Source organism: Terrabacter sp. Root85, assembly GCF_001429185.1.
In the GTDB taxonomy this organism is placed as follows: Bacteria; Actinomycetota; Actinomycetes; order Actinomycetales; family Dermatophilaceae; genus Terrabacter.
Genome location: NZ_LMIW01000012.1, coordinates 189,215 through 202,819, shown reverse-complemented (window position 1 = coordinate 202,819; position 13,605 = coordinate 189,215). Strand labels below are relative to the sequence as shown.

13 protein-coding genes are annotated in these 13,605 nt (G+C 71.8%); 8 read left to right on the top strand and 5 right to left on the bottom strand.

Features of this window, described 5'->3' with window-relative positions:
- Positions 1–2: 2 nt before the first annotated feature.
- Genes sufB through ASE25_RS18755 form a run of 4 tightly spaced genes read right to left on the bottom strand, consistent with a single transcriptional unit; the run spans position 3 to position 3,893 of the window.
- Positions 3–1,424 carry a Fe-S cluster assembly protein SufB gene (gene sufB, locus ASE25_RS18770; protein ID WP_020144124.1) on the bottom strand — a complete coding sequence of 474 codons (1,422 nt, stop codon included), beginning with the start codon at positions 1,422–1,424 and terminating at the stop codon, positions 3–5.
- Positions 1,421–2,245, bottom strand: a complete 825-nt coding sequence (locus tag ASE25_RS18765) for a metalloregulator ArsR/SmtB family transcription factor (RefSeq protein WP_056776771.1) — start codon at positions 2,243–2,245, stop codon at positions 1,421–1,423. Before ASE25_RS18765 ends, sufB begins: the two co-directional genes overlap by 4 nt.
- A gap of 44 nt (positions 2,246–2,289) precedes the next feature.
- Positions 2,290–3,231: a phosphatidylcholine/phosphatidylserine synthase gene (locus tag ASE25_RS18760; RefSeq protein WP_056826991.1), complete on the bottom strand. Its 942-nt coding sequence runs from the start codon at positions 3,229–3,231 to the stop codon at positions 2,290–2,292.
- On the bottom strand, positions 3,228–3,893 hold the full coding sequence (locus tag ASE25_RS18755; RefSeq protein ID WP_056776764.1) for a phosphatidylserine decarboxylase: 666 nt from the start codon (positions 3,891–3,893) through the stop codon (positions 3,228–3,230). The genes ASE25_RS18760 and ASE25_RS18755 overlap by 4 nt, the downstream gene beginning before the upstream one ends.
- A gap of 140 nt (positions 3,894–4,033) precedes the next feature.
- On the opposite strand from ASE25_RS18755, the gene ASE25_RS18750 reads away from it, so the two are divergent.
- The 7 genes from ASE25_RS18750 (at position 4,034) to ASE25_RS18720 (ending at position 10,033) form a co-directional block, all read left to right on the top strand.
- The gene (locus tag ASE25_RS18750; RefSeq protein WP_056826990.1) at positions 4,034–4,744 is read left to right on the top strand and encodes an ABC transporter ATP-binding protein; all 711 of its coding nucleotides are present in this window, start codon (positions 4,034–4,036) and stop codon (positions 4,742–4,744) included.
- A complete protein-coding gene (locus tag ASE25_RS18745; protein WP_056826989.1) occupies positions 4,741–5,520 on the top strand; it encodes an ABC transporter permease in 780 nt (259 codons plus the stop codon). Before ASE25_RS18750 ends, ASE25_RS18745 begins: the two co-directional genes overlap by 4 nt.
- 111 nt (positions 5,521–5,631) lie before the next feature.
- The gene (locus ASE25_RS18740) at positions 5,632–6,114 is read left to right on the top strand and encodes a DUF2231 domain-containing protein (protein ID WP_056776754.1); all 483 of its coding nucleotides are present in this window, start codon (positions 5,632–5,634) and stop codon (positions 6,112–6,114) included.
- Positions 6,115–6,256: 142 nt separating this feature from the next.
- Positions 6,257–7,186 (top strand): heme A synthase, encoded by a 930-nt coding sequence (locus ASE25_RS18735; RefSeq protein ID WP_056826988.1) that lies wholly within the window; start codon positions 6,257–6,259, stop codon positions 7,184–7,186.
- A 76-nt stretch (positions 7,187–7,262) separates the two neighbouring features.
- The gene (locus ASE25_RS18730) at positions 7,263–7,973 is read left to right on the top strand and encodes a response regulator transcription factor (protein WP_056826987.1); all 711 of its coding nucleotides are present in this window, start codon (positions 7,263–7,265) and stop codon (positions 7,971–7,973) included.
- Complete coding sequence (locus ASE25_RS18725) at positions 7,970–9,010, top strand: cell wall metabolism sensor histidine kinase WalK (RefSeq protein ID WP_200959168.1); 1,041 nt, start codon at positions 7,970–7,972, stop codon at positions 9,008–9,010. Before ASE25_RS18730 ends, ASE25_RS18725 begins: the two co-directional genes overlap by 4 nt.
- A gap of 9 nt (positions 9,011–9,019) precedes the next feature.
- A complete protein-coding gene (locus ASE25_RS18720) occupies positions 9,020–10,033 on the top strand; it encodes an NUDIX hydrolase (RefSeq protein WP_056776743.1) in 1,014 nt (337 codons plus the stop codon).
- 40 nt (positions 10,034–10,073) lie between these two features.
- Here ASE25_RS18720 and ASE25_RS18715 read toward each other — a convergent pair whose 3' ends face one another.
- The gene (locus ASE25_RS18715) at positions 10,074–11,048 is read right to left on the bottom strand and encodes a heme o synthase (RefSeq protein WP_369793510.1); all 975 of its coding nucleotides are present in this window, start codon (positions 11,046–11,048) and stop codon (positions 10,074–10,076) included.
- A gap of 189 nt (positions 11,049–11,237) precedes the next feature.
- On the opposite strand from ASE25_RS18715, the gene tkt reads away from it, so the two are divergent.
- Positions 11,238–13,601, top strand: coding sequence for a transketolase (tkt, locus tag ASE25_RS18710; RefSeq protein ID WP_056826984.1), 2,364 nt, complete (start codon positions 11,238–11,240; stop codon positions 13,599–13,601).
- Positions 13,602–13,605 lie beyond the last annotated feature (4 nt).

The window sequence follows — 13,605 nt, the reverse complement described above, 5'->3', positions numbered from 1 at the left end:
CATCAGCCGACGGCTCCTTCCATCTGCAGCTCGATGAGGCGGTTGAGCTCGAGGGCGTACTCCATGGGCAGCTCGCGCGCGATGGGCTCGATGAAGCCGCGCACGATCATCGCCATGGCCTCGTCCTCGGCCATGCCGCGCGACATGAGGTAGAAGAGCTGGTCCTCGGACACCTTCGAGACCGTGGCCTCGTGTCCCATCGAGACGTCGTCCTCGCGGATGTCGACGTAGGGGTAGGTGTCGGATCGGCTGATCGTGTCGACGAGCAGGGCGTCACAACGCACGGTCGAGGCCGAGTGCGACGCGCCCTCGAGCACCTGCACGAGGCCGCGGTAGCTCGCACGGCCGCCGCCACGGGCGACCGACTTGCTGATGATCGAGCTCTTCGTGTTGGGAGCCGCGTGGACCATCTTGGAGCCGGTGTCCTGGTGCTGGCCCTCGCCGGCGAAGGCGATGGAGAGCGTCTCGCCCTTGGCGTGCTCGCCCATGAGGAAGACGGCGGGGTACTTCATCGTCACCTTGGAGCCGATGTTGCCATCGACCCACTCCATCGTCGCGCCGGCCTCGCAGGTCGCGCGCTTCGTGACGAGGTTGTAGACGTTGTTGGACCAGTTCTGGATCGTCGTGTAGCGCACGCGGGCGTTCTTCTTGACGATGATCTCGACGACGGCCGAGTGGAGCGAGTCCGACTTGTAGATCGGGGCGGTGCAGCCCTCGACGTAGTGCACGTAGGAACCCTCGTCGGCGATGATCAGCGTCCGCTCGAACTGGCCCATGTTCTCGGTGTTGATGCGGAAGTACGCCTGGAGCGGGATGTCCACGTGGACACCCTTGGGGACGTAGATGAACGAGCCCCCCGACCACACGGCGGTGTTGAGCGCGGCGAACTTGTTGTCGCCGGCCGGGATGACGGTCGCGAAGTGCTCGCGGAAGAGGTCCTCGTGCTCCTTCAGGGCCGTGTCGGTGTCGAGGAAGATGACGCCCTGGGCCTCGAGGTCCTCACGGATCTGGTGGTAGACGACCTCCGACTCGTACTGGGCTGCGACACCGGAGACGAGGCGCTGCTTCTCGGCCTCCGGGATGCCCAGACGGTCATAGGTGTTCTTGATGTCCTCTGGCAGGTCGTCCCACGTGGCGGCCTGCTTCTCGGTCGACTTCACGAAGTACTTGATGTTCTGGAAGTCGATGCCGGTGAGGTCCGAGCCCCACGAGGGCATGGGCTTCTTGCCGAAGAGGCTGAGGCTCTTCAGGCGCAGCTTCGTCATCCACTCCGGCTCGCTCTTGCGGGCCGAGATGTCGCGCACGACGTCCTCGTTGAGCCCTCGACGCGCCGTGGACCCGGCCACGTCGCTGTCGGCCCAGCCGTACTCGTAGGTGCCGATGCCCTTGAGGCCGGGGTTCAGCTCTTCGATGTGCGTGGTCATGAGGAACCTTCCTTGACGTGCGTGAGCGTGTCGGTGGTGCTCGAACGAGGTGGGGCAGCCTCCGGGTCAACACCCGAGGGCTGCGTGGTCTTCCGGGGGCGGGAGCCGATCCCACCGGTCGGGACGAACGTCGTGCAGACGTGGTGTCCGCCCGCGAGGGTCGCGAGGCGCTGGACGTGCACCCCGAGCAACCGGGAGAACGCGTCGGTCTCGGCCTCGCAGAAGGCCGGGAACTCGGTGGCGACGTGCTGCACCGGGCAGTGGCCCTGGCACAGCTGGACGCCGGTCAGGCCGCCGGCGCCGACGGGCCGGGCGGTGGCGGCGAAGCCGTCCTCGCTCAGCGCCTCGACGAGGGCCTCGGTGCGCGCGGCGGGGTCGTCGCCGGCGGCGGCGAGCCGGGCGGCATACCGCTCCTCGAGCGCGCCGACGCGGCTGCGGGCGAAGTCGCCGACGGCCGCGGGTCCCGCGTGCTCCTGGAGGTAGCGCAGCACCTCGACGGCGAGCGAGTCGTAGTCGGCCTCGAGGGCGTTGTGGCCGGCGTCGGACACGACGTAGGCGCGAGCAGGGCGTCCACGGCCGCGGCGACCACCGGTGGGCTCGTGCGGGACGACGGCGCCCTGCTCGACGAGCGCGTCGAGGTGACGACGCACGGCAGCCGGTGTCAGGTCGAGATGACGCCCGAGCTCGGCGGCCGAGATCGGGCCGTCGGCAGAGACCATGTGGAGCACCCGCGAGCGCGTGCGCGACTCGAGCGGCGAGACGTGCTGGCCGTCCTCGCCGTCCTTCGTCTCACGCGGGGCGTGCGCTCCGATAAACACCACACCATTGTGACGTAATTGGGGCTGCGACTCCAGTTAGGTCGTCCTTACCGCCAGGTAGCGCGATCGGCGTCGTCGTCCCCGTCGTCATCGTCGTCGTCATCCAGGTCGGGCGGCATGATGACCGATGGCATCCGCGTGCGCGGCGGCGCGACGGCGTCCTCCCCGAACCAGCGCCTCCGCAGCGGGGCCGTGACCCAGCCCAGGGGGCAGGTGAGCACGTAGCCGTACGCGAGCGCCATGCCCGTAGCGCCGGGGAAGAGCGCGAGCCCCAGCGCGATGACGATGCCGAGGGGGATCGTGATCCGCAGGTGGCGCGGCGACAGCAGGTCGCGGAAGGAGCGGAAGCGGAACGACGAGGCCATGAGCGCGGCCGGGACCACCCCGGCCGCGACCGGCACGAGGGGCGCCCAGTCGTAGAGGGGCTCGCCGATGGCGAGCACCGTCGAGATGACGACGCCCGCGGCACCGGGGCTCGCGAGACCGACGAAGTAGCGCTTGTCGGCCAGCGGGTCGATGGTGACGTTGAAGCGGGCCAGTCGGTAGGCCGCGCAGGCGAGCCAGAACATCGCCCCGGCCCAGGCCCAGACCGGGTAGGCCGGCAGCGCCCACGTGTAGACGAGCACGGCGGGTGCGATCCCGAACGAGATGAGGTCGGCGAGGGAGTCGAACTGCAGGCCGAACGGCGTGATGGCACCGACGGCACGGGCCACCGCGCCGTCGCAGATGTCGAGGACGATCGAGATGCCGACGAGCACCGCGGCCGCGCGGAAGTGCCCCTGGAACGACAGGAGCACCGACGAGAAGCCGCACAGCATGTTGCCGAGCGTGAAGAGGCTGGGAAGGGTCGCCCGCGCACGGACGCGCGGGTTGAGCCGGTCGAGCGGGATGACCCGGGCGCCGGTGGCCGACACGAGCCGGATGCGCCGGCTCACGCGGTCGCGCCGGCGGGGCCGATCGTCGGAGGCGGAGGCCGCGTCGCCGCTCACGAGGCGTCCGCCGCGGGGAAGCGGCCCAGCACGGTCTCCCCACCGATGGCGCGCTTGCCCTTGCTGACCTCGAGCTGCACCTCCGGCGGCACGAAGACGTCCATGCGCGAACCGAACTTCATCAGGCCCATGCGCTCGCCGGTGCCGATCTCGTCACCGGGCTCGATGCGGGTGACGATGCGGCGCGCGAGCTGGCCGACGAGCTGGCGGTAGACGATGCGGCGCGGGCGGCCCGCGACGACGCGCTCGACGATGATCTCGCTGCGCTCGTTCTTCGTGGCGCTCTCGGCGCGGTAGGCGGCGAGGAAGCGGCCCGGCGTGTGGGTGACGTCGATGACGCGGCCGCCGTAGGGCGAGCGGTTCATGTGCACGTCGAGCAGCGACAGGAAGATGCTGACCTGCTGCCACTCACCGGGCGGGGCGATGCCCGGCTGCGGCTCCCCCACGTGCATGACGATCCCGTCGGCCGGGGCCAGCACCACGTCGGGGTCGGACACGGGCGAGCGGTCCGGGGTGCGGTCCGGGTCGCGGAAGAAGAGGGTCACCCCCGCAGTGAGCAGGCCGAGGGCGGCGGTCGTGCGCGGTCGGCGGGCCAGCGCGGCGATCACCGTGGGCACGGCGGCCATCGCGGTGAAGGGCTTGGCGGCTGGGTCGATCTTCACGGGTCGGGGTCTCCGTCAGGGTCGAGTGTGGTGAGCAGGTCGAGTGGGGCGGGCGGAGCAGAGACGGCGTGAGGGGTACGCCGGTGGCGACCGAGGTGCGGTGACCGGGGTCGTCGGCACCGAGCCTAGACTCATGAGCCATGACCGATGCGGTGACACTGTCCGACCTCCACCGCACCTTCGGTCAGGTGTGTGCCCTCGACGGCCTGACGTGGACGGCCCCCGCCGGCCGCATCACCGCGGTGCTCGGTCCCAACGGTGCGGGCAAGACGACCGCCATCGAGTGCGCGGTCGGTCTCGGGCGGCCTGACGGCGGCACGGTGCGCGTCCTCGGCACCGACCCGTGGCAGGCGGACGCCGACCACCGCGCCCGCGTCGGCGTCATGCTCCAGGCGGGCGGTCTGCCCAACGGAACGAAGCCGCTGCGTCTGCTCCACCACCTCTCCCGCCTCTACGCCGACCCGCTCGACGTCGACGCCGTCGCGCGGCGGCTCGGCGTCACGGACTTCGCCTCGACGACGGTGCGTCGCCTCTCGGGTGGCCAGAAGCAGCGCCTCGCCCTCGCGGCGTCGCTGCTCGGGCGCCCCGAGGTGCTCTTCCTCGACGAGCCGGCGGCCGGGCTCGACCCGCACGGACGGCTCGACGTGTGGGAGCTCGTGGCCGAGCAGCGTGACGCCGGCACGACCGTCGTCGTGACCACCCACTCGTTCGAGGAGGCAGGGCGTCTCGCGGACCACCTCGTCATCATGAACGCGGGACGCACCGTCGCCGAGGGGACCCCGGCCTCGGTGACCGGCGGCCGCTCCCTCGAGGACGTCTACTTCAGCCTGACCCGCAAGGGAGCCGCGTGAGCACCTCAGCCACCCCGACGACGCCGACCGCCGCTGGAGCGGCCGCTCCGCGCCGTCGGGTCCTCGCCCAGGCCGGCTTCGAGGTCGGCAGCCTGCTGCGCAACGGTGAACAGCTGCTCGTCTCGCTCGTCCTGCCCGCCCTGGCGCTCGTCGGTCTCAGCGTCACGACGTCGCCGTCGCTCGGTCCGGGCACGCGCATCGACGTGGCGACACCGGGCATCATCGCGCTCTGCGTCATCTCGGCCGCCTTCACGTCCCAGGCGATCTCGACCGGCTTCGACCGCCGCTACGCCGTGCTGCGCTACCTCGGTGTCACCCCGCTCGGGCGCGGTGGGCTCGTCGCAGCCAAGGTGGCGGCGACCCTGGCCGTCGAGGCGATCCAGATCGCCGTCATCGCCGTGATCGGTCTCGCGCTCGGGTGGCGACCGGAGGTCGCCGGGATCGCGTATGCCGTCCTCTTCGTCGTCCTCGGCACGTGGGCCTTCGTGGCCCTCGCCCTCCTGCTCGCCGGCACCCTGCGGGCGGAGGCGGTGCTCGCGATCGCCAACCTCGTGTGGGTGCTGCTCCTCGCGGTCGGCGGTGTCGTCGTCCCGCGGAGCGAGCTGCCGGCCGGGGTCTCGCACGTCGTGGCCTTCCTGCCGTCGGCGGGTCTGGCGGACGGGCTCAGGTCGGCCCTGGTGGACGGGACGCTGAACCTGCTCGCGCTCGGGGTCGTCCTCGCGTGGGGAGTGGTCGCAACGGTTCTCGCGGCGCGTCTCTTCCGCTTCGACGACTGAGCGGACGAGACTGGCCGCAGCACCACCGCTCGACCGCTCCCACCGCTCGACCGCACGCCCGCACGAAGAAGCCGCACCACACCCCACGACCCCGACCGGCCTGGAGGCGACGTGTTCGACTACATCTTCGGTCTTCCGATGCACGCCCTCGTGATCCACGCGGTCGTCGTCCTCGTCCCCCTCTCGGCGCTGTGCGCGATCGCCTACGTGGTGCGCCCCGGGTGGCGGCGGCTGCTGCGCTGGCCGACGGCTGCCGGTGCCGTCATCTCGGGTGTCTCGGCGTTCGTCGCGGCCGAGAGCGGTGAGGCCCTGCAGCGCCGGGTGTCGCAGGTGCGTGCCAGCACGACGGACTTCGACCTGCTGCGCAACCACACCGAGTGGGGCGACCGCGCCAAGCTCATCTGCGTGCTCTTCATGGTCCTCACCCTCCTGGCCCTGTGGTTCGTCCGACCGCCCGAGGAGGAGTCACCGCAAGGCCACGCGTTCGACGTGCTCATCGGCACGCTCGTCGTGCTCTCCGCCGTGGCCGCGATCATCACCGTCGTGCTGGCCGGTCACGCGGGATCCCTGGTGGTCTGGAACGGCCTGGCCTGACCCGGCCACGCGTGCCCCGGTCCCGGCCGGGCCACGGCCCGTCCTCCGGGTCCCGACGACACGGGGCGATGCGGGGTGACCCGGCTCGGCGGCATACCCTTGCGGGGTGTCCTCCACGCCTCCCGTGACCGACGACGCCCCCGTGACCGGCGCGAGCCGTCTCGCCCGGGCCACCGGTCGCCTCCCCGCCGTCCGGCCCAGCTGGGTGCGTCCCCTGCTGCTCGCCAACCTCGTCGGCGAGGTCGGCATCGTCGTCACCGGCGGCATCGTGCGCCTCACGGGCAGCGGTCTCGGGTGCAGCACCTGGCCGGAGTGCCAGCCCGGCTCGTTCACCCCCGTCCGGACGCCCGAGAGCGAGTTCCACGACCTCGTCGAGTTCGGCAACCGCACCCTGACGAGCGTCGTCACGGTGCTCGCACTCGCCTCGCTGTGGGTCGTGCTCACGCACTGGCCGGAGCGCCGGCGGCTGCACCGGGTCGCCATCGGCGTCCTCGCCGGCATCCCCGCGCAGGCCGTGCTCGGCGGCATCACCGTCCTCACGGGGCTCAACCCGTGGACCGTCATGTCGCACTTTCTCCTCTCGATGGTCCTCGTCTCGTTGTCGACCATGCTCGTGCGCGGCGCCCGAGACGACGTCTCGGGCCCGGGTGAGCTCGTCGTGCACCCGCTCGCACGGACGCTCGCCCTCGGCACGAGCGCCGTCGGCGCAGTCGTGCTGCTCCTCGGCACGATCGTCACCGGCTCGGGGCCGCACTCGGGCGACGCCGACCGGCCCGCGCGCACGGGCTTCGACCCGCGGTTCGTCTCGTGGATGCACGCCGACGCCGTCATGCTCTTCTGCGGTCTCGTCATCGCCACCCTCGTCGCCGTGAGCATCACGGCGACCACCGACGAGGCCCGCCGGGCCTGGACCGTGGTGCTCGTCGTCACCCTCGCGCAGGGGCTCATCGGCTACGTCCAGTACTTCACGAAGCTGCCCGAGCTGCTCGTGCTGCTCCACATGCTCGGGGCCAGCCTGCTCGTCGTCGCCCTGACGTTCGGCGTCCTCGCGACAAGGCGCCATCCGGTCTGACGACCGTCCGCCGACGTCACCGGACCGCAAGGACTTTCGCCGTCGCCGACGGCCCGTCGCTGCCTAGGCTGGGGACGTGCCCACCGTCCTCGTCGTCGACGACGACCCCACCCTGCGCGAGGTCGTGTCCGGCTACCTGACCCGTGCCGGGCTCGACGTCCTCGAGGCGCAGGACGGCCATGCGGCGCTGTCCGTGGCCCGCGACCGCTCCCCCGACCTCGTCGTGCTCGACCTCACCCTCCCCGGTCTCGACGGTCTCGAGGTCTTCCGCCGGCTGCGCGCCGAGCGCGGCGACCTGCCGGTCGTCATGCTGACCGCCCGGGGCGAGGAGTCCGACCGCGTCCTCGGCCTCGAGATCGGTGCGGACGACTACGTGACCAAGCCGTTCAGCAGCCGTGAGCTCGTGCTGCGCATCCAGTCGATCCTGCGCCGTGCCGCACCGCCCGCCGCACCGCCCGCCGCGACGACGCTCGTCGACGACGACCTGCGCGTCGACACCCGACGCCACCAGGCCTGGCTCGCGGACGGTCTGCTCGCCCTGACCAGTCGCGAGTTCGACCTCCTCGCCCACCTCATGGCCCACCCGGGCACCGCGTTCTCCAGACGCGAGCTGATGGAACAGGTGTGGGGCTGGGAGTACGGCGACGAGTCGACGGTCACGGTCCACGTCCGCCGACTGCGCGAGAAGGTGGAGACCGACCCGGCGCGGCCCGTCCGGCTCCAGACCGTGTGGGGCGTCGGCTACCGGTGGGACGGCGCGGCCCCCGCGACGGCGGCCGGGACGTGATCGCCGAGGCAGCCCTGCTCGCTGCGCTCGCGGCGGTCGCCGTCGGCACGGTCGGGGCGCTCGTCGTCCGGGCGCTCGCCGCCCGCTCGCTCGTCGCCGCCGCAGTGCTGGCACCTGTCGTCGTCATCCTCAGCGTCGCCCTCGGCGTGGTCGTGACGGCGCACGCAATGTTCATCAACGAGCACGACCAGGCCGTCGTCCTCGTCGTCACGGCGACCTCCCTGCCCATCGCGGCGGTCTTCGGCTGGCTCATCGCCCGGCGCGTGCAGGAGCTGATGCGCGCCTCCGCCGAGGAGGCCGCCGAGCGCGACCGCGACCGACAGGTCGAGGAGAGCCGCCGCGAGCTCGTCGCCTGGGTGTCGCACGACCTGCGCACCCCGCTCGCCGGCATCCGCGCGATGGCCGAGGCCATCGAGGACGGCCACGCGCCCGCCGACGGCAGGTATCCCGCACGCATCCGGTCCGAGGCCGACCGCATGTCCGACATGGTCGGTGGGCTCCTCGCGCTGTCGCGGCTCCAGTCCGGCACGCTGAAACTCGATCGCGCCCCCGTCGACCTCGGCGACCTCGTCTCCGACGCCCTCGCGTCAGCACGCGTCCTCGCGGATCGCCGGGGGGTGCACGTGGGCGGCTCCGCCCCGGCCGAGTCCGTCACGGCCTCGGCCGACGCGGGTGAGCTCTCACGCGCTCTCGCCAACCTCGTGACGAACGCGCTGACGCACACGGACCCGGGCGGCCGGGTCGACATCTCCCTCACCGCTGACCACGACGTGGCCCGCGTCAGTGTCGCGGACGGCTGCGGCGGCATACCTCTCGACGAGCTCGGCCGGCTCTTCGACCCGGGCTGGCGCGGGACGAGTGCGCGGACGCCGGCCGCGGGCGTGGGCGCCGGCCTCGGTCTCGCCGTCGCGCGCGGGATCGCCCGGGCCCACGGGGGTGACGTGACCGTGGCCAACGCGGGTCCCGGTTGCCGGTTCGAGCTGGCCCTGCCCCTCGCCGGCCCCCTCGGCGAGCCCGTGCCCGGCGGTCATCCCTAGGCTGGGGAGGTGACCGACCAGCCGACGCTCCGTGAGGGCGAGCTCGTGCTGCGGCCGTGGACGATCGACGACAGCGACGAGACCCGGCCCCTCCACGACCGCGAGATCGCCCGGTGGTTCGACTTCCCCGCCGTCGAGCCACCGGCCGACGAGCACCGGACCTGGATCGAGCGCACCCACACCGAGTGGTCCGACCGGTCCAAGGTCACCTACCTCGTGCAGTGGCGCGGGCGGGCCGCCGGCATTGTCGACGTCCGCGTGCAGGACCCCGGTGTCGGCGTCCTGTCCTGGGCGGTCTTCGCCCCCTACCGCGGACAGGGTCTCGCGTGGCGGGCCGTGCGCCTCCTCGTCGAGTGGGCCTTCGACGCACTCGACCTCGAGCGCGTCGAGGCGCACGTCAACCCCGACAACCGGGCCTCCGTGCGCACCGCCCTGCGAGCCGGGCTGCGCCGGGAGGGACGGCTGCGCGGGAACGCGACCCTCGCCGGCGTGCGCCAGGACACCCTCGTGCTCGGGCGGCGGCGCGACGACGCACACCCGGACACCCGTGAGGGCTTCACGGCGATGCTCGACTCGACCCTCCCGACCAAGCGCGCCATCGCCCAGGGCGTGCTGCGCTCCGGCACTGGGCAACTGCTGCTGTGCGAGCTCGTCTACAAGCGCGAGTGGGACCTCCCCGGCGGGGTCGTCGACCGGCACGAGTCCCCCGCCGCGTGCGTCGTCCGCGAGGTCCGCGAGGAGCTCGACATCAGCGTCACGGCCGGGCCGCTGCTCGCGGTCAACTGGCTTCCTGCCCTGCACGGATGGGGCGACGCGACGGTCTTCGTCTTCGACCTCGGCACCGTCGACGCCGACGTCGTCGAGCGGGCGCACCTGCAGCAGCGCGAGATCCTCGGCGTCCACTGGGCCGGCCCCGGGGACTGGGCGGGGCGGGTCGCCGCCTACAACGAGCGGCTGCTCGACGCGCTGCACGCGCACGACGGCGGGACGCTCTACCTCGAGGACGGCATGCCGACCCTCTGACCGCGCCACACGGCATACGCCCTCGGTGTGGCGTCCCCGGTCAGGAGAAGAACGGCAGCGGCAGGTGCCAGATGGGGTCGAGCGCGACTCCCACGAAGAGGATCGTGAGGTACGTGATCGAGAAGTGGAACAGGCGCATCGGCTTGAGGACGTCCTCGGCCGCACCGGCCTTCGCCTTGGCGAGGAGGCGGTGCGCCTCGGTGAGGAAGAGCGCCCCGGCGACCACGGCAGCGGTGGTGTAGACCCAGCCGACCTGCTGGACCGGCACGAGCGCCAGTGACGTCAGCACCATGGCCCACGAGTAGGCGACGATCTGGCGCGCGACGACGACGAAGCGCTCGACGACCGGCAGCATCGGCACGTGCGCCGTGGCGTAGTCGTCCTTGTAGCGCATCGACAGCGGCCAGTAGTGCGGCGGCGTCCAGAAGAAGATGACCATGAAGAGGATGAACGCCGACCAGCTGAGCGAGTCGGTGACGGCCGACCAGCCGATGAGCACCGGCATGCAGCCGGCGGCGCCGCCCCAGACGATGTTCTGGGCCGTGCGGCGCTTGAGCAGCAGCGTGTAGCCGAAGACGTAGAAGAGCAGCGCACCGAGGGCGAGCCAGGCGCTCAGCCAGTTGACGAGCAGGCCCAGCCAGACGGTCGATCCGACGGCCAGCGCCACCCCGAACACGAGGGCGCCCCGTGGGCTGACCGTGCCGGTGACGAGAGGCCGACGACTCGTGCGGTGCATGACGGCGTCGATGTCGCGGTCGATGTAGCAGTTGAGGGTGTTGGCCGCACCGGCGGACAGCGTGCCACCGACGACGGTGACGACGACGAGCCAGAGGTCCGGCACGCCCTGCTCCGCCAGGAACATCACGGGGATGGTGGTGATGAGGAGGAGCTCGATGATCCGCGGCTTCATCAGCGAGACGTACTGTCCGAGGAGGAACTTCAGCCCACTGCCGTCGGGACCGTGCAGCGCCGAGAGGTCGGCGCGGGGGTCCACCGTTGTCACTGAGATCCTCACCGCTGGTACGTCGCTCCGACCCGCTGGGTACGTGAGCATTGCGTCGCAAGTCTAGACCGTCGCCGCCGACGGCCGGCACCGCACCTGCAGATGGCCGTTCCGACCGCCGGGCGAGGTGTCGTCCCTCACAGCGCGGGCACTAGGCTCGTGGCCGTACGTGATCAACCCTTGTTGAAGGAGACCCGTTCCGTGCCCACTGCTGCGTCCAGCACCGCCACGAAGGCGAAGAAGCCCACCCGATCCGGCACCACGCGGACCGCGAAGACGAAGGGCCTGCTGGCACAGCGCGACCCGGGTCTGCCGCTGCCCGTGGCGAAGAAGGCCGGCTGGAGCGATCTCGACGTCCGCGCGGTCGACACCACGCGACTGCTCGCCGCCGACGCCGTGCAGAAGGTCGGCAACGGCCACCCCGGCACGGCCATGTCGCTCGCGCCGCTCGCGTACCTGCTCTACCAGAACGTCATGACGCACGACCCGTCCGACCCGGCCTGGCTCGGGCGCGACCGGTTCGTGCTCTCCTGCGGGCACTCGAGCCTCACGCAGTACATCCAGCTCTACCTCAGCGGCTACGGCCTCTCGCTCGACGACCTCAAGTCGCTGCGCACGTGGGGCTCGCTGACGCCCGGCCACCCCGAGGTGCACCACACCCCCGGCGTCGAGATCACGACCGGCCCGCTCGGTTCGGGCCTGGCCTCGGCCGTCGGCATGGCCATGGCGCAGCGTCGCCAGCGCGGCCTCTTCGACCCCGACGCCAAGCCGGGCACGAGCCCCTTCGACCACCACGTCTACGTCATCGCCTCCGACGGCGACATGCAGGAGGGCGTCTCCCACGAGGCCTGCGCCCTGGCCGGCCACCAGGAGCTCGGCAACCTCACCGTCGTCTACGACGCCAACCAGATCTCCATCGAGGACGACACCGACATCGCGTTCAGCGAGGACGTCGCGGCGCGCTTCGAGGCCTACGGCTGGCACGTCGCCCGAGTCGACTGGCGCAAGGACGCCGACGGCGCGACCTACGTCGAGGACGTCGACGCGCTGCTCGCCGCGATCCGCTCCGGCGACAAGGTGACGGACAAGCCGACCCTCGTCGTGCTGCACACGATCATCGCGTGGCCCGCGCCGACGAAGCAGAACACCGGCAAGTCCCACGGCTCGGCCCTCGGCGACGAGGAGATCAGCGGCACGAAGGAGCTGCTCGGCTTCGACCCGAAGAAGACCTTCGCCGTCGAGCCCGCGGTCCTCAAGCACGCCCGCGACGTCGTCAAGCGCGGCAAGGCGGCCCACCGCGAGTGGGACAAGGCGTACAAGGCGTGGCGCAAGGCCAACCCCGACCGCGCGGCCCTGCTCGACCGCATCCTCGCGGGCCAGGCCCCGGCGGGTCTCGCCAAGGCGATGCCGACCTTCCCCGCCGACGAGAAGGGCGTGGCGACCCGCGCCGCCTCCGGCAAGGTCCTCACGGCCATCGCCGACGTCATGCCCGAGCTCTGGGGCGGCTCCGCCGACCTCGCCGAGTCCAACAACACGACGATGGAGGGACAGCCGTCCTTCATCCCCAGCTCGAAGCAGACGTCGACGTGGAAGGGCGGCCCGTTCGGCCGCACGCTGCACTTCGGCATCCGCGAGAACGGCATGGGCATGATCCTCAACGGGATCGCGCTCGAGGGCCTGACCCGTCCCTACGGCGGCACCTTCCTCGTCTTCTCCGACTACATGCGCCCCGCCGTGCGCCTCGCCGCGATCCAGCAGGCACCCGTCACGTACGTCTGGACGCACGACTCCATCGGCCTCGGTGAGGACGGCCCGACGCACCAGCCGATCGAGCACCTCGCGGCCCTGCGCGCCATCCCCGGCCTCGACGTCGTCCGCCCCGCGGACGCCAACGAGACCGCCGCCGCCTGGGCCCAGATCCTGACGAAGACCGACGGCCCGGCCGCCCTCTGCCTCACGCGCCAGCCGGTCCCGACGTGGGACCGCTCGACGTACGGCAAGGTGAGCGGCGTCGCCAAGGGCGCCTACGTCCTCGTCGAGGAGTCGCGTGCCGGTGACCCCGACGTCGTCATCGTCGCGACCGGATCCGAGGTGCAGCTCGCGGTCCAGGCCGCCGAGCGCCTCGAGAAGTCGCGCATCGCGACGCGCGTCGTCTCGATGCCCTGCCGGGAATGGTTCGAGAAGCAGACCCGTTCCTACCAGGACAAGGTTCTGCCGCCGGCAGTCCGGGCCCGCGTCAGCGTCGAGGCGGGGATCTCGATGGGCTGGCACGACGTCGTCGGCGACGCCGGGCGCATCGTCAGCATCGAGCACTTCGGCGCCTCCGCCGACCAGGCCACCCTGTACCGCGAGTTCGGCATCACCGCCGACGCCGTCGTCAAGGCCGCGAAGGACTCCATCAAGGCAGCCAAGGGCTCCGCGACGAAGGCCCCGGGGGTCACCGAGACCAACCCGGCCCGCGCCGCCCAGAGCGCCTCCACCGACGTCATGGGTGGCGACGCGCAGACCGGCAGCGGCAAGGCCGCCCACGCGGCCGCCGCATCCGCTACGAGCAAGGGGAAGTGACCAG